Origin of the sequence: Rudanella paleaurantiibacter (assembly GCF_009184635.1) — a bacterium.
Classification (GTDB): Bacteria; Bacteroidota; Bacteroidia; order Cytophagales; family Spirosomataceae; genus Rudanella; species Rudanella paleaurantiibacter.
The window spans coordinates 118,411-135,276 of record NZ_WELI01000015.1; the positions used below are offsets into that span (position 1 = coordinate 118,411).

The window sequence follows — 16,866 nt, forward strand, 5'->3', positions numbered from 1 at the left end:
TTCGCTCGTTCAGCCATCATCTTGTATCAATAACAATGACACATAGTCAATCACAATGAAACGTCTATTTCTCCTTACATTCCTTCTGTTGGCCGGTATAAGTACTTATGCCCAGAGTGGACAAATTGACCTGACACTACGCTACAATCTGGCCCAGAGTCGCTATGAAGTGTATGCCCGGCCCAACTTTTCACAGACCGGATTTCTATGGGGCAGTGCCCAAGTAAGCGTTGTCACACCTGCTTCCGTAGGGAATGGGGCGTTCAACGTAACCAGCCACAACGCCGGCGCCTGGGACGACAACTCACAATTATATGCCCCGGCGGCCGCTCCAGGGCTTGATTTTCATGGTATTGGTTCGACCGGCCGCTCTACTACGCTTGTGGCTAATCAGGAACTGCTCCTGTTCAGCTTTACACTGCCGGGCAACGCCTGTGTAGCGGGGCTGCGGCTGTTTGTGAACGGCTCCGACCCTGGGTCGAACCCTTCAACCATGCCGGGCGACTTTACGAATGTCGTGTATGTAGCGGCCGCTAACAATACCACAAGCGTGTATCGGGCCAACTATGTGAACACAGGTACTCTTTGCACAGACTGTGTACTGGTAGCACCCTCACTAAGTAAGTAAGGTCCATCCCATCAAGCAACAAAAACATGACGCTTAATTTTACCCAAACGCACCGGAATGCCCTGCTGGGGTTGCTGCTGGCCCTGTTGGGGTTGCTGAACAGCGTCACGCTGGCGCAACAGACCACGGCTCCCTGCGACTACACTACCGCAACGGTTACCCTGACAAGCGCGGGCGGTTCAGGCGGTGGCACCGTTCGCTACGTGCTTGTCGATGCAGCCGGGTTGATTCGTCAGGTAAGCAGTACACCCACATTCGGAGGGCTGACCGGCTCGCAGAGCTACACGGCACTGGCCCTGAGCTACGAGGGGCAGGCGATGAACCTAACCGCCGGACAACCGTTGAGCGCGGTATCCGCTTCGTGCTTCAACTGGTCCAATGATCTGCCCATTCGGGTGTGTGTGAGTGCGGGTGATGCAGACGGCGATGGTGTAATAGACACTAACGACCGCTGCCCTGACACGCCCACGGGTACGGTAGTCAACGCTTACGGGTGTCCCCTCAGTCTGTCCGTCTGCGACTACTCAACCCCTACTGTAACGTTCAACAGCACAGGTGGTTCAGGCACAGGTATGGTGCGATATATACTGGCCGATTCGATAGGCGTTATTCGTCAGATCAACACAACCCCTACATTTAGTGGACTGGCTGGGACCCGTACCTATATGGCACTGGCCCTGAGTTACGAAGGGCCGGTAATGAACCTGACCGTTGGACAACCACTCAGTGCAGTGTCGGCCTCATGTCTTGCCTGGTCGGATGCTTTGTCGACGAGGGTTTGTGTACCGGCCTCTACGGACTGCGATTACACAATCGGAACAGTCATTAGTTTACGAAATTCAGGTGGTTCTCAGACGCCCAACACCCAGACCCGCTACCTACTGGAAGACAGCACTGGGTTGCTGGTGCAGGTGAATCAGCAATCGACCTTTACGACCATAGGCCTGACTCCCGGTATCTATCGTGCCTATAGTCTGGTATATACCGATAATCAACCTCTGACGCTGCAACCCGGCACCCGGCTGACTATTCCGACAGGCGTTTGTGTGGCTCAGTCAGATGTCCTCACTCTGCGGCTCTGTGCCGACTGCATTCCCAAATGTGTTCCGATCATCGTGAGCCGCTTGACTCGCTAAGGGCTTCGGCTACCCTTCAAGAATTTATATGAAAACACTCCGATTTACTATGTGGCTGCTGCTGGCCACTCCACTTTATACGCGAGCCCAGCCAACGGGCTTCCCAATGGTGGCTACAACAGGTCGGCAGTTGGGCGTACACCTGAGCTATAACGCCGAACAGAATCAGTATGAAGTCTATGCAACGGCCAACTTCAGCCAGACAGGCTTTGCCTTAGGGCCATCGCAGATTACGGTGGCCGTGCCCCGGTCGGTGGCTGATCAATCGCTGAGTGTCTTTGGCGGATCGGGTCGCTGGACTGATTATTCGTCGGTTTTTGCTCCCGCTGCGGCCCCTGGTCTCGACTTTCACGGGGTTAACAGCATTGGCCGTATCCTCGACGTGCAAGCCGATGTCCCTCTTTTGCTGTTTGCGTTCCGCCTTCCGGGGGGCTATATAGAAGGTGTTCGGCTGTATGCAAACGGGCGCGATCCCCGCTCTGCGCAGGCCGGTATGGGAGGTGGTGATTTCAGCAATACCCTTCAGGATCACAGGGGCATTGAGCTGTTCCGTCCCGTCTTGGACACCATCCAACTGGCGAACCTATCCATTTCCGAAATAAAGGCTTCGGATGCGACCCTGACGGTATTTCCCAACCCCATTACGGGCGACAGCTTTCGGGTCACACTGAAAGGCTACCCCGATGGCGCACGGCTGCGATTGAGACTGTTATCAGCTACGGGGGTTGAGTTTGGACGACTGGAAGAATCGGCCGACAAATTAATTAACTATTCGATCCGGGTGCCCCGCCAACTGACGGGACAAGCTTACCTGTTAACGGAATCGTTGGGCAATGCACCCGGGCGGACCGGCCTGTGCAACAAATTGCTCATTATGCCTTAACCCATTTTACCTACTTGCCCAAAGCAGGTTCTTCAACATATGGACAAAGTACTAACTCTCTTAGAGGCTTATTTGAAAAGCCGTAATGCTATTCTATGGGCTTGCGCCGATAGGCCAATGAGTGTACAAACTTCTATTGACTTGCTTAAGACGACCGCTACAGTTATTCATAAACGGCGTAAAGATCCCAAAAGCTGGAGACCCAGTGAACTAATTGTATTGGGCGAACGGCTCAACATAAACACTGTAGCTATTGCAAATCTTCGTTCGCTGACACTACAGTTAACCACGATGCCCGAAGAGACCATTCGCCCAGTGATGAAGGCGGCACATCTGGACCGTAAAAAACTCATCATACGAAACCGGAACTATGATAACTGGCAGCATGATGAGTTGGAACGGCTGGCATTGGTACTTCGTAACTGGAAGCCGCTCCACTTATCCAAAAAAACAGTATTACATCATGTGTCATAAATTTTTTCTCGCCTTCCTATTAGTAGTGGTGGCTTCGATGGGTGCAGAGGCACAATCGATTTCCGGCACGGTGTTTCGGGATTTCAACGCAGATGGCCTGTATACAAGCCTGCCAGCATCGGGTACCTATAGCTATGGAGAACCTGGTATTGGTGGAGTGAGCATTCGTGCTTACAATTCCGCCGGTACCGAGGTGGCAACCGTTTACAGCAATAGCTTGACAGGGAGCTATAGCCTGACAGGCTTAACAACCGGACAAACCTATCGGATTGAATTTGGCAATTTACCAGGGGGGGATTACGAGACCACTCGTGGTAGAGCGGCAGGAGGTAGCGCAACGTCTATTCAGTTTGTGAAATCCCCATCGACAGCTGTTAATTTTGGCCTAAACTATCCAAACGATTATTGTCAGCAGTCCCCTCCTCTAATCGTGCCTTGTTTTGTTAGTGGCGATCCCTTAGCCAGTAACAGTACGGTAGCTGATGAGCATGTGCTTGTAAATGTGCCTTACACAGCTCAGGGAACCGCCGTTGTGGCAACACCCCTGGCCGATGCAAAACATATTGGAAGCGTTTGGGGGGCGGCCTACCAGCGTGAGACAAAAAAGCTATTTACGGCCGCTTTTCTTAAACGACATGTTGGGTTGGGGCCTGCCGGACTGGGAGGAATCTACGTGACTAACACAACAGGAGCGCCTACGCCCTCTCTCTATGTAGACCTGGAAAGTGCTCCGTTCAATCTGAATCTGGGAGCTTCCCGGCTGACAGGGCGAACTCTACCGGTAAGTGGAACGGCCTCCAGCACAGATCCCCTTGCCTTTAGTGCCGTAGGAACAGTCGGGTTGGGTGGTTTGGCCCTTTCCACCGATGGAACCGTTCTTTACGCTGTCGATCTATTCAACCGGAAGTTATTAGCCTTAAAAATTGGCAATCCGGCGGCAACGTCGCTGTCAGGAGCCAATCTGACTCAAATTAACTTGCCTGATCCAGCCTGTAATCGTGGTGTGGCCCGTCCGTTCGCTGTCACTGTTCAGGATAGTAAGGTCTTTATTGGTATGGTTTGTACAGGCGAAAACGGAGGCAGCGCGAGCGATCTGTACGCCCATATTTATGCAATGAACGAAGGGGCTACCGCAATTCCTTCAATTCCTGTACTAAGCTTTCGACTAAATTATTCAAAAGGGCAAGTACATACTGGCGACAGTAATTTGGGGGATAATTGGGAAACCTGGGTAACACAATTCAATCAGCTCAATATAGGAGGCACTATTTCGAGCGGAGCCGTCCGGGTAGGGCGCCCACAGCCTATGATTACGGATATCACCTTCGCTGATGATGGTGATATGATAGTAGCCTTTAGCGACCGAAGTGGCCATCAGTTAGGCTATGAGCAGCGTAATACAACTGACGCAGGTAGTAATCCCACCCTATACAATGGATACATTGGCGGGGATTTACTGCGGGCTAATTATACGGGGACCGGTTGGGTGTTAGAACAAAACGCTACTTTGGGACCTTTGGCCAGCGTGGGTAGCAATAATGGGCAGGGACCAGGCACCCCAACAAGCAATGGCTACAGCAGCCCTTCAGGTGAATTCTTTTTCGGTGAAAATTACAGTACCATCCACGAAGAAACGGGTATGGGCAGTGGATTTTCTGTGCCTGGACTTAATCAGACGATTGTTTCTATCATGGACCCCTTCGATGTCTTTACGGGTGGTTTTGGCTGGTTCGACAATACAACAGGCGCCAGCGTAAGACGCGCCCAATTATATGATTCGAACAGTGATGGAGGCATTACCTATGGCAAAGCCAATGGCTTGGGAGTGATCAAAGCGTTGTGTGATGCTGCCCCTGTTCAAATCGGTAATCGCGTATGGTCTGATTTGAATAATAATGGGGTTCAGGACGCGGCTGAGCCAGGAATTAGTGGGGTGCTAATAACTCTTAAAGGCCCAAATAGCACAACTATAGGTACTGTAACGACCAACGCGCAGGGTGAATATTACTTTACGAATGCAGCCGGAACCGATGGCAACGGCTACAACTACGGCGTCAACCTCACCTATGGCGGTAGTTATAGTCTGTGTTTCCCAACATCAGCTAGTGGGTTGGCTCTTAGTAGCCAGCCTAATGCGGGCACCGGCACCAGCGCTGACTATATTGATTCTGACCCAACAGCGGCTGGGGTAATTGTCTTTACACTGGGGCAGGCGGGCCAGAATAATTTCTCCTATGATGCTGGTTATGTGCCATGCGCCTTGAGCTTCACGGCTACGCCTGGCTCCTGTAACCCAACTACCAACCGTTACGCTGTAACGGGTACGGTTACCTTCACAGCTACGCCCGGCGGTTCATTAACAATTATCGATGATGGGGCCAATACCCCGGCCGTAGCGACGGTACTATCCGTATCAGCTGGACAAGTAACCTTACCCTTCACTCTGACGGGGCTGGTCAGCGGTGGACGTCAGCATGTAGTATCGGTTTCGTTCTCGACAACGGACTGCGGTACCCAGAGCCTGACGTATCTGTCACCGACGAGTTGCATCGCAACTCCCTGTGTTGGAACAAACCTGCTTACGAACCCATCGTTCGAGCAGGGACTACCCGTGCTACCGGTCGGTCAGACACTACAGAGTCCACCTGTCGGCTGGACGGGCGGTACAGCCGATAACAACCCAAATGCGGGTTTTGCCGCGCCTGATGGGTACGCCTTTGCTTTTTCGGGCGACAATGGAGGAACGCTTTGCCAGTCAGTATCAGCCACGGCGGGAAACACTTACCAACTTACTTTCTATGCAGGTGTGCATCAGCTCAACGGGCAGCGGGTCACGCTCTCATTTCTTAACAGCAACAGTGCGGTACTTGGCACACCGGCCTCTTTTTCCATTACCCATATTTTGGAGAATACCAACAGCTTTGGTGGCCCGTATAGCTTGTCAGGTGTTGCTCAGGCCGGTACTGCTCAAGTGCGCGTTTGCGGGGTAAGTGGGAACGGAGTAGGTTCCAGCTTCTACGTTAAGCTCGATAATCTGTGTTTGACCGGCGCGGCCGCTCCTTGTGCAGTCAGTGTAGCAGTACCCCCCCCCGTTTGTAACACGACTACAAACCAGTACGCGCTGTCGGGTACCCTTAGTCTGACCAGCGCTGTAGCGGGTACAGCCACCCTGACAGACGGAACCACCTCAGCTACCTTAGCCATTACAACAGGGCAAGCCTCTGCACCGTTCACCCTGACTGGACTTCGCAGTGGCACCGGTGCCCACAACCTGCTGGTTACGCTGCCCGGATGTGGGTCAGCCTCGGTGGGGTACACAGCTCCTCCGCTCTGCGCCAGTTTGACGCTTGGTTCGGCCACCGTCTGCGCCGGGCAAACCGTTAGCCTGACCGCTATTGGCTGCCCTCAGTCGGTGTTATTTGCAGGAGGAGGCTCTGTTAACGGCAATGTACTAACGATTAGTACGGCGGCCAGTCTGACAACGACGGCCATTTTTACTTACACTGCTATCTGCACTAGCACCAGCATAAGCACGACAGGGACTGTAACAGTTAACCCGCTACCCAGCCTTACGCTGACGCAAACTCCTTCGGGAACGGTCACCACCGGTAGCACTGTAACGCTAACCGCTCAGGGCTGCACGGGCGGCACACTCCGCTGGTCAGACAACACCGCCAACCTGAACGGAAATACTGCGACAGTTATGCCAAATAGATCATCACAGGTGTACTCGGCTACCTGCACCACACAGTCTGGTTGTGTTGGTTCAGCCAGTCTGACAGTAACAGCGGTGGAACAGCCTGCGCAACTGGTATTGGTGAAGCAGGTAAGTACTAGCCGCGCTCGGCTTGGTGATCTGCTGACATACACGGTGGTGCTAGCTAATGTAGGTCTGGGCGCTTCTGAACCAGTGAGTGTGACCGATGTGATGCAGGGAGTAGTTTTTGTACCAAGTTCAGCTACCTCCTCGCGGGGTAGTTTCATAAGTACCCCGGCCGGGGGCGTCTGGACACTGCCAGCGCTGCCCGCCAGTACTACTGTGTCACTTGTATATACCGCGTCAGTAGCTGCCGATGGGGTTGTATACAACACCGCCAAAATTCCGTCGCAAACGGCTACGGTCTGTACCTCAGTTCCCATGCTGGTATGTGATAATAATCCGATTGCTATCCTGCTGACTGCTCCGGCTGGATACTCTCGCTACAAGTGGTTTCGATTAGGAGAAAACCAACCCGTTTACGACGGGCCACTGAACAGCTTCACGGCGACACAGGCGGGTGAGTATCGGGTTAGTGTAGTTGGTAGCCAAGGTGCGTGTACCGATGGGTCGTGTTGCCCTGTAGTCATTGAGGCTGTTCCATTTCCACCGGTTACAGCTCTGGCTGTAGCCCCGAGTTGCCAGGGTAATGTACCGCTCTCGAACGGGCAGATAAAACTGGCTTCTTTGGCATCCGCATCGATAGGAGCGGGGCTCCTATATCAAATATCGACAGGAACAACGTTTGATACTGAACGAGTACTGGCTCAGGGTAACGTGCCAATAGGTGGGTTACTAGCTGACAATCTGGGGGTGGGTGTATATACAGTTCGCCTAACCACGAGCACAGAACTGGTCTGCCAGCAAGATTTCGTTATTACGGTTTTAGCTACCTGTGTTTGTCCAGCACCTAAATGTGTGCCAATAGTTATAAAGAAGACAAAAGGAGGAGCTAAGTAATTACTAATGAAGGCCCGCTTATTGCGGGCCTTCACTTTATCATCTTCTTTTAAGCTACAGTAAGTAGAGCCAGGTCCACTTGTATTGATCTCTTATTGTACTTTGTAGTAGCTTATATTGCATAAACAAAAACAATCTTCCTCATGATGTCACGTTTACCTACTTTGTATATTTATTGCTTTGTCTTTCTGAATTATACTTAAAACGTGCGTTGGGACAGTCCAAGCCAGTCAATTTCTCTCATGAAATTACGCAGTACCGAGCTGAGTTGACCCGAGCAAAGACCCAGCTATTCGCGCAGAGGTATTTTTTCGACTCATTAAGAACTACTTGTTGTTCCGAAATTGTACGGATCACTCAAAGTGAATCAGACCCAGTTTTACTCCGAAATACTTAATACGTGGGATAAAGGTTTATTAATCAGAAAGCCTGACATCAAGGACGTCAGGCTTTGCCAGCTACTTTTGATAAATGTTATTTCCCTTCAAGTGCTATCTTAAGATGGACAGTCGTAAAGAATGTATGCTACTTAAAATGATATTGACCACAGAATGGACAACATGCCTTTGAAAGGTATGCATATAAATACTTTGCAAGTATACAGTTACAATCGATCAGAAACTATATACTATTTAGTTTTCTGTTAATTTAAGTAAACCGATTAAGGTGATAAAACGTGTTCATTTTTCCTTTTAATAACTCTTTTTCTGCAAAATTGTCAATGTATTCACTTTGGAAATAGTGTATTATAAAAAAACATACAATTAAGTATTATTAGCTATTTCCTATAGACAAAAAACACTATTTATAAAAGCAGAAAACCCACTCAAGCAAGCGGGTTTCCAGTTATACAAACTTCTTTTACTAAAATGATAAATTAAAGTTGATCAGCTTAGTAGTGAGAAGATATAATATGGGTTAGGGTATGCAGGTAATCCAAGAGGTAGCTTTCTTTTGCAGATAAACTACTTAGAATATGTGTAAAATTAGATGAATGGATTTAATATGCAATTAAGGATAAATAAAATATTGTCAATGTTTAATGTCGTCATTTTTGAGTAGTAACCAATCAATCGATTTACGAATAGATCAATAGGAAATATCTATATGACGACACTATCTTTATGTGATATTGTCGTCTTTTTAGTGAATAATATTGTGAGCATTTAATCGGCCTTTCTGATAACTATTAGATGTATGTATTTGAATACCCGAATGACCTTTTTAATCATTGATAAAAACTTTGAAACTTTCAGGGCAATCAAAGATGCATTGCACAAAGTTGACGCTCAAATAAAAATTTATATGGTAGGTAGTCGAACGGAGTTAGTCACTCATCTGGAGAGTGTTATTAAACTACCGCCAAACCTACTTATACTGGATACAATCCCGAATAGCAAACTCGATAGGCTGCCGGTGCCTAATCTGATCAGAACCTATGATCTAACGCATTTGACGCCTGTTATCGCTTACACGTACGAAGGGAATGATCGGTTCGTACCATCTCCATATCAAAAATATGGAGATGTGTTTCGTCAAATGCCCGAAGTAATAGAGGAATGGGAGAATACGATAAGCTATTTGGCTGGTACATGGAGGATTGACTCATTCCCGTCGGCTTGAGTCAATCCGGAGCACTGATTGCACTACACAAATCGTGAAATAATACTGTAGGTCAGATAGTTATCTACCGGTCTGTACATTATAGCTTACTGGTGAGTAAATATCAAATGTCTGTCAGTAGTTTTGCACTTGCATCTCATTAGTGTTATTTTTAAGTGTAAGTAGTGAGTAAATCCGCCTTCGCCTTTGAAGGCGGATTTCTGCTTACCGTTAGACCTATTGCTGGTGCATGCTTCACAACTAAGTCGAAAACGAATGTATGAATAACAATAAACAACTTAGTATTTTACTGGTTGAATCTGACAGTAATACCGTACAACTCATAAGGAATACTCTGCAAAGGGTTGACCCTATTTCTGTTTTAGAGGTAGCTAGTAGCCAGGATGAATTGGTAGCCATTCTGGATAAGGCCACGATACCTTTTTTCGACATACTTCTACTAGATTTGAAGTACGAGGGTGAGTTAAACGGACCCTTAGTAATCGACTTAGTTCGGAATTACCCTTGTACCCAATTGATGCCTATTGTGGCCCTAGCCTCTCAGGAGGACTTTCAGGCTGCAATGGCCTCTCAGCACCCACGCGTTAACTCTTACTTGCCGAAACCAGAGACATTTGAAGGGTGGGCGCATACGTTGAAACTCTTTACCGACTATTGGAAAGCAACGCTGCTGTCAATTCGAGTATTGATGATTTGATAGAATATTATGATCGAAAGGGGATCTGTACAGATATAAGGATTAAGTTAAATGGAAAAAGAGAAAATCCCAACTCAAAGAAGTTGGGATTTTTTGTACGCATTGTGCTAAAAGGGCCGTTTAATCATGTTTATAACCATCTTGATGCGGTAGTAAGTTATATTCTTGTGAAATGGAATAGTCAATAACTCAATCAATCGTGAACCTTCCGCTTTGTGTTAGGATGGCTGGTATTGACAGGATGGGGCTAGGCGACTAAGCCGAATTTGTTATCACGTTTATCACTGGAATACCTGGCTTTTATATTAACTAGCGTTTAGTAAACTCACCCTTCGATGAAGGGTGAGTTTCTTTTTAAGACTGTGCACCTAAAAAGTCAAAAGGGGGGCTATTTGGGGTTTACGGTTATTGGTATCGTTGGCTAACTACCAGTCCTGAATAAGTTTTGTGTAGGCCTGCCGTTTATATGGGTACTCTATACCCCCTGAGAAGATACGGGCTGATCCAGAATCACCCAAAAGTAGATCACCGACGTTAGGCAGTAGAGTTGGGTTGAGAATCTCCATTTTGAATAGCTCCGGAATTCCCAAAGGGTCGCGGGTCTCGAGTGCGATCGTTGCTCTATCTGCACAGGGTATGACATCGATGATTCGTGCGTCGAGGGACATACTTTTTTATTGGCGCTATAATTTAATCGTCAAATGCAAACTTGCACCAAAATAACTCTTCCGCTACAGGGTATACCTGTAAATGTTAGGACGGTTTATAACTAATTTCGTCAGTGGTACCATGATGGATCCTAACAGGTGCTACTAGAATCGAGATGATATTCAAACGAGATAGCAGGGTGTTCAATTTACTCCAGTCGCATAGCCATTGTTAGTCGTAATGTACGAAAGATTTTGTGAATTAATATATACATGAGTATGTATTTAAAAATACGAATCAATAGCTATAAATACCATCGGTTCGTTAATGAGTTTAATTTGCCTGTGCTGCTCATATGGCATCCACCAAAGTGTAGATTTTTAGCCCTTCAGCATATTACATATAGACGTAATAGAATAATCTTGAACTTTTATCCTACGCAACACCGCGTTATTAATTTTACCTATACCTTTAAGAATCAGTAAATAACTTCAAAATAGTTACTATCTAAAATGCCGGCCAAGAAGATACCACTATCAGACGAGCGCTATACTGCCAATCAATTATTCGACAAATCACCTCTCGCTATTGCTATAGTTAGTCATCCTTCTGGGAAATTGATATATACTAATCCCATATTTGAAAACGTCTATGACCTGAAGAGTTCGACTGTAGGGCAAACTGTAAAAGATGTATGGACAAGTAACAGTCAAACAGTTCTATTGAGTCTTATCGAAGAGGCATACCTGAGTGGCCAACCAGCTATGCTGGCTGAGTATCGAACGTATAATAATATCGAGGGTGTAAGTCAACGTGAATGTTTTCAATGGACGGCAACGCCTGTTCAAACAGCTTATAGTCAGGATATTCAAATACTTCTCCAAGGTGTAGCCATTAGTCGCTACGTAGAAGCCCCAAAACTTAATGATTCAAATAAGTTCGTTCTAAATCCAACAAACGATTATTTCGCTTTAAGTATAAATACCGGAAATGTAGGTACCTGGTATTGGGAAGTCGAAAAAGACGAGCTTACCTGGAGCCAGGAACAGTTGAATATATATGGAATAGAACCTGCCGAATTTGGAGGAAATTTCAGTAGTTTTTTTTCTTTTCTGTTTGAAGAAGACAAATCTCGCATACTTAATTTGACTGAATGCCATAATACGTCAGCGGGCGAGTATGAGTATCAATTTCGTATACGTCGTAAGGATGGCTCACTACGTTGGATTCAGGCTCGTTCACGTACTTGTTTTGATCAACATGGAAAAATAAAGTTCATTATAGGTACTAACTTCGATATTACCGAGCAGAAATTAACCGAAGAACAATTACGCCAATCCCAAAAACGGGTACAATTGGCTATGGAAGCCGGTAATATGTACTTTTGGGAGATTGATCTGCAAACAGGTCAGTCTATATGGTCTGACAATACAGCCCGCATCCTTGGTATAGCATCTGACTACCTACCCAAAACGTTGACTGATGCCCAACGATTTAATCATCCTGAAGATAGTCATGAGGTCCAGGAGTTGTTCAGTCGCGTATTGAAAGGAGAGGTAAATAAAATCGCATACGAACAGAGAATTATTCATCCTATTAATGGGTCAACAATTTGGCTTCAGGTACAGGGAATTGTAGAATATACAGAAGGGAACGCAGTTAGACTCATAGGTGTATCCGAAAATATTTCCCAAAAAAAGGAAGTTCAACAAGCCCTTTTAAATCAACAAAAATTTACCCAAAGTGTACTGGAAGCATCGCCTTCACTAACATACATATTTGATCTAACTACGCGCTCCAATACATATGTATCTAACCAAATTACTGACATACTAGGGTATACAGCTGAAGAAATCTCCGCTAAGGGTGACGCCCTCTTGTCTACTCTCTTACATCCTCAGGATATATCGGATGCTAATAAGCGTTTCCAACAATTCCTGGAACAGGAGGAGAATGATGTTCTGTCCGCTGAATACAGAATGCAGCACAAGAGTGGTAATTGGATATGGTTGTATGACCGAGCCCGGGTTTTTCAACGAGATATTCAAGGAACTCCAATACAAATTTTGGGTGTAGCTACGGACATAACCGAACGAAAACAACTTGAGAAGGAATTACAGGAGCAATTCGACGAACTTCAAAATATTTATCAGAATGCCCCCATGGGCCTGGCTGTCGTTGACAGAGAGCTTCGGTTTCTTCGTGCGAACGATAGGTTAGCTGAAATCAATGGATTATCTATCGAGGAGCATTTGGGAAATACAATCACTGATATTGTTCCAGACTTAGCCGGACAGGTTAGCACCATTTTACAGCACGTGTTTCAGACTGGCCAACCGTTACTAAACATAGAGTTGAACGGTTACACAAAAGCGGAACCCAACAAGGAGCGCTACTGGATGGAAAGTTGGTATCCACTCAAAAATGGAAAGGGTGATACCTTTGCTGTATCTGTTGTAGTAGAGGAAACAACAGAACGTAAACGTGCGGAAGCAGAAATCAATTCTCTTCGTGAACAACTGGAGCTTACCATTGAAAATATTCCGGCAGAAGTATATGTATTCGATGCTTCCCGACAAATAAGACTAAGCAATCGGGCTGCTCGCGAAAATATACATCAACTGACAGGCGAGTACAACGAATTAGGCACTGGTCTGCCATTTCTTTTAGAAATGGCAGACCAGAAATTCTTATATTTTGACGAGAATAATAACCCTTTGTCTAGCGACCAGACATGCACCTCCCTGGCCTTCCAAACAGCTAGAGAGAGCCAAGCAGTCGTTAAACGAGTGGAGAAAAATAACAATGCCACAAAATGGCTTATGTTGCATTCCACTCCCCTTTTAGATGAGACTGGATGCGTTCGTTTAGTTATCACCACAGCTACAGATATTACAGCAACGAAGCAGGCCCATGTTTTAGTTGAAGAGAGCGAAGCGCGTTTTCGTATCGTTGCAGACGCTACACCAACGATGGTTTGGGCCTTACACCCGGACGGGACATCTAAATATGCGAACAAGTGTGTGCTGCAATATTTTGGAATAACTGAAAAGCAATACTACCAAGCTTCCCAGCTGGATTGGGTGCACCCTGATGATATCCAACAAGCGCGAATAGCCTTCGCTAATGGGCTTCAACACCAGCAAGCTTTTGACGTAGAGTACCGTTTGCGTCGCTATGATGGGATATATCATTGGTTTTTAGTACGGGTTCGCCCCAGTTTTTATCCTACTGGTGAATTATATGGTTTTGTGGGTTCGTCAACTGACTTTACAGATCAAAAACAGAGCTCTCTCCGCCTTGAACTAGCGCAGAAAGTGGGGCGGGCGGGTTTTTTTGAGTGGAATCTTTTGACAAATAAACTACACGTCACAGGCATTCTAAAAGAGCTCCTGAATACGGTTACTGGTTTGGTTAATCTTACTGATTGGACGGGTCGCCTTGTTCCAGAAGATTATGAACGAACTAGAACGGTGCTCGATGAAGCTATCGCCCAAAGAAAAACGCAGCTAACCTACGACCTACGTGTACAAGTTGAAGATAAAATTAGGTGGCTAGCTGCTGAAGCAACTATAAACTATAATACGGAAGGCAAAGCCATTCAGATTCTAGGAATCAATTATGATGTTACAGATCGCAAACAAATAGAATTGGCCCTCCAGGAAAGTGAGGCTTTATTCCGACGAATGTCAGACGATTCTCCTGTTTGGGTATGGCGAGTTGACAGCCAAATTCGGGCAAATTATGCCAACTGGTCTATGGTGACTTATTTAGGACTCTCAAGTCCGCAGGAGTTCTCAGGGTACATCTGGGAAGGGTTAACTCATCCTGATGATCTGATTACAGTTTATGAGACTTTTACAGAAGCTGTTAAAAATCAGCAACCTTTCTCATTTGAGAGTAGGGTAAAGAACTCCGCAACGGGTCAATATGAGTGGTGCCTATTTAAAGGAGTTCCTAATATCCATGAAGGGAGCTTTATTGGATTTATTGGGACGGGCATTCATATTCACCACCAGAAAACATTTGCCGAACAGCTTGAAAAAGAAGTGACTCAACGGACGGCCGAACTAATGAATGTTAATGGTGAGTTGCGCCGGAGTAATGAATATCTCCAGCAATTTGCCTACGTAGCCAGTCATGACTTGCAGGAACCGTTACGAAAAATTCAGTCCTTTGGAGACATCTTAAGTAAACAATTCGGGCAGGTATTAAGTGAAGATGGGTTGGATTTGCTTTACCGTATGCAGAACGCTGCTAAGCGAATGTCCCAGTTGGTAAAAGATTTGTTGTCATATTCCCGCTTAAGTACTCATCAGCAACCCAAACGCCCTATCGCAATATCAGAGTTGATTAAATCCGTTTTGAGTGACTTTGAATTGCTTATCGAGCAAACCCACGCATCTATAACTATTCGGGAATTACCTACGATTATAGCAGATCCTTTTCAGATACAGCAGTTATTTTCTAATCTAATTGGCAATGCACTTAAATATGTTGCGGAAGGAACGACACCTGAAATCGTTCTGAATTGCCGAGTGATTCCTGTTGAGCAAATAGACCTTACCTTGATCTCTTCCCGCCCGGATACACACCAGCTCACTCCCTGCTATTATGAATTTACTATAACTGATAACGGCATCGGATTTGACGAACAGTATCTTGATCGGATCTTTGGCATGTTTCAGCGTTTAGTAGGAAAATCACAATATGAAGGCAGCGGTATGGGATTGGCGATCTGTAAACGGGTAATCGATAATCATAGAGGATTTATCACGGCCCGTAGTCAACCAGGGAAGGGAAGTACTTTTATCGTATATCTCCCTCAGTCTGATGATTAACTATATGGGTGAATAAGAATCCAAATGTTTGGTAGGGTTATGAGTCTTAAATTCTTAATGCAAAATATATTAATGTATTTTGCATTAAGAATTTAAGTATATAATGGGTGTTTCACCGGCTTATCCTTTTGTGGAGTTTCTTAATGTCAACGGCACTTAAGCTACGATATATTTCATAATCCGTTCAAGTAAACTCGTTTACGGAAACACTTGAACTATTTATCTGGTAATCGCTAAACTGTAGAGATAATAATTCACTATTTTAGAGACTGTCTAAAAATGGTATTTTGAATGAAATAAGGAGCTAGCAAGTTAGTCGATACAACACACGACCAATGTATACTACTTCCCTCACTGACTCCCACCGGGCAGTCGGCACTGTGGCAAATTATCTAAGAACTGCTTATCCATCAACGAAAACATGAACTGCGCCAAGTGCTCAATGCCATTTTCTATGTGGTCAAAGGGTATAACCCCTGGTGGTTGATGCCCACTGATCTACTACCCTGGAAAAGCGTCTACTATTACTACGCCAAATTCCGCAAAGCGGGCATCTGGCGGGAGCTGAACGATGCCCTGCGGGCGAAATCCGCTAAAAGGCCAAGCGCAAGCTGAGTCCCTCAGTGGCTAACCTCGATAGCCAAAGTGTGAAAACCAACTAGTGTGGTCGGCCAACGGGTTTTTGATGCGGCCAGTCAAAGGTCGTAAACGCCACATTCTGGTGGATACACTAGGGCTACTACTGCGGTGGTGGACTACCGAGCCAACATTGACGAACGGCAGGGAGCGGGTTTTGTTTTGACACAGCTGTGGAGCCGCAAAGCTATGTTTCCCTGGCTGGCGGTCATCTTTGCAGATGGAGGTTATGGTGGGGAGTTTGAAGCGGTGGTCAAGAAGACGTATGGGTGGGTGTTACAGATTGTGCGAAAGCCGTTTGGGTTGAAAACGTTTGTGGTGTTACCCAAGCGGTGGATTGTGGAGCGTACGTTTACATGGCTGAGTCAACATCGGCTGTTGAGTGTGGATTACGAGCGGTCGGTCAAATTCTCAGAAGCCATAATTCAAATAGCGATGATCCGAATTATGCTTAAACGAGACTGCTTTTTAAACTGTGTCAAGATTGGGTTTGAATAGAAGGGAAGAAAACAATTTCCTAATTTCCTACTCATGACTGACTCCTTCGACTACGAAGCCTTCAAAAAAGCGGCCATCAAGGGCC

The 16,866-nt window shown here is 46.3% G+C and carries 9 protein-coding genes; all 9 read left to right on the forward strand.

The window, feature by feature from the left end; translation table 11 throughout:
• Window positions 1–55 precede the first annotated feature (55 nt).
• Window positions 56–628: a hypothetical protein gene (locus tag F5984_RS24625; protein WP_152126816.1), complete on the forward strand. Its 573-nt coding sequence runs from the start codon at window positions 56–58 to the stop codon at window positions 626–628.
• A gap of 26 nt (window positions 629–654) precedes the next feature.
• Window positions 655–1,764 carry a hypothetical protein gene (locus F5984_RS26700; RefSeq protein WP_221412976.1) on the forward strand — a complete coding sequence of 370 codons (1,110 nt, stop codon included), beginning with the start codon at window positions 655–657 and terminating at the stop codon, window positions 1,762–1,764.
• 28 nt (window positions 1,765–1,792) lie between these two features.
• The gene (locus tag F5984_RS24635) at window positions 1,793–2,647 is read left to right on the forward strand and encodes a hypothetical protein (protein WP_152126817.1); all 855 of its coding nucleotides are present in this window, start codon (window positions 1,793–1,795) and stop codon (window positions 2,645–2,647) included.
• 39 nt (window positions 2,648–2,686) lie between these two features.
• Window positions 2,687–3,121, forward strand: coding sequence for a hypothetical protein (locus tag F5984_RS26640; RefSeq protein WP_185155637.1), 435 nt, complete (start codon window positions 2,687–2,689; stop codon window positions 3,119–3,121).
• A 1,306-nt stretch (window positions 3,122–4,427) separates the two neighbouring features.
• Window positions 4,428–7,838 carry an SdrD B-like domain-containing protein gene (locus F5984_RS24640; protein ID WP_246169355.1) on the forward strand — a complete coding sequence of 1,137 codons (3,411 nt, stop codon included), beginning with the start codon at window positions 4,428–4,430 and terminating at the stop codon, window positions 7,836–7,838.
• A gap of 1,882 nt (window positions 7,839–9,720) precedes the next feature.
• Complete coding sequence (locus tag F5984_RS24645) at window positions 9,721–10,158, forward strand: response regulator (protein WP_152126819.1); 438 nt, start codon at window positions 9,721–9,723, stop codon at window positions 10,156–10,158.
• A gap of 1,160 nt (window positions 10,159–11,318) precedes the next feature.
• Window positions 11,319–15,647, forward strand: coding sequence for a PAS domain-containing protein (locus F5984_RS24650; protein WP_152126820.1), 4,329 nt, complete (start codon window positions 11,319–11,321; stop codon window positions 15,645–15,647).
• A gap of 405 nt (window positions 15,648–16,052) precedes the next feature.
• Window positions 16,053–16,262, forward strand: a complete 210-nt coding sequence (locus F5984_RS24655) for a transposase (protein WP_262884522.1) — start codon at window positions 16,053–16,055, stop codon at window positions 16,260–16,262.
• A gap of 132 nt (window positions 16,263–16,394) precedes the next feature.
• On the forward strand, window positions 16,395–16,781 hold the full coding sequence (locus tag F5984_RS24660) for a transposase (protein ID WP_152126822.1): 387 nt from the start codon (window positions 16,395–16,397) through the stop codon (window positions 16,779–16,781).
• Window positions 16,782–16,866: the final 85 nt, after the last annotated feature.

Bases quoted from the DNA above. Each gene is read 5' to 3' on its own strand.
- F5984_RS24625 (WP_152126816.1), top strand. From the start codon at position 56: ATGAAACGTCTATTTCTCCTTACATTCCTTCTGTTGGCCGGTATAAGT.
- F5984_RS26700 (WP_221412976.1), top strand. From the start codon at position 655: ATGACGCTTAATTTTACCCAAACGCACCGGAATGCCCTGCTGGGGTTG.
- F5984_RS24635 (WP_152126817.1), top strand. From the start codon at position 1,793: ATGAAAACACTCCGATTTACTATGTGGCTGCTGCTGGCCACTCCACTT.
- F5984_RS26640 (WP_185155637.1), top strand. From the start codon at position 2,687: ATGGACAAAGTACTAACTCTCTTAGAGGCTTATTTGAAAAGCCGTAAT.
- F5984_RS24640 (WP_246169355.1), top strand. From the start codon at position 4,428: ATGATTACGGATATCACCTTCGCTGATGATGGTGATATGATAGTAGCC.
- F5984_RS24645 (WP_152126819.1), top strand. From the start codon at position 9,721: ATGAATAACAATAAACAACTTAGTATTTTACTGGTTGAATCTGACAGT.
- F5984_RS24650 (WP_152126820.1), top strand. From the start codon at position 11,319: ATGCCGGCCAAGAAGATACCACTATCAGACGAGCGCTATACTGCCAAT.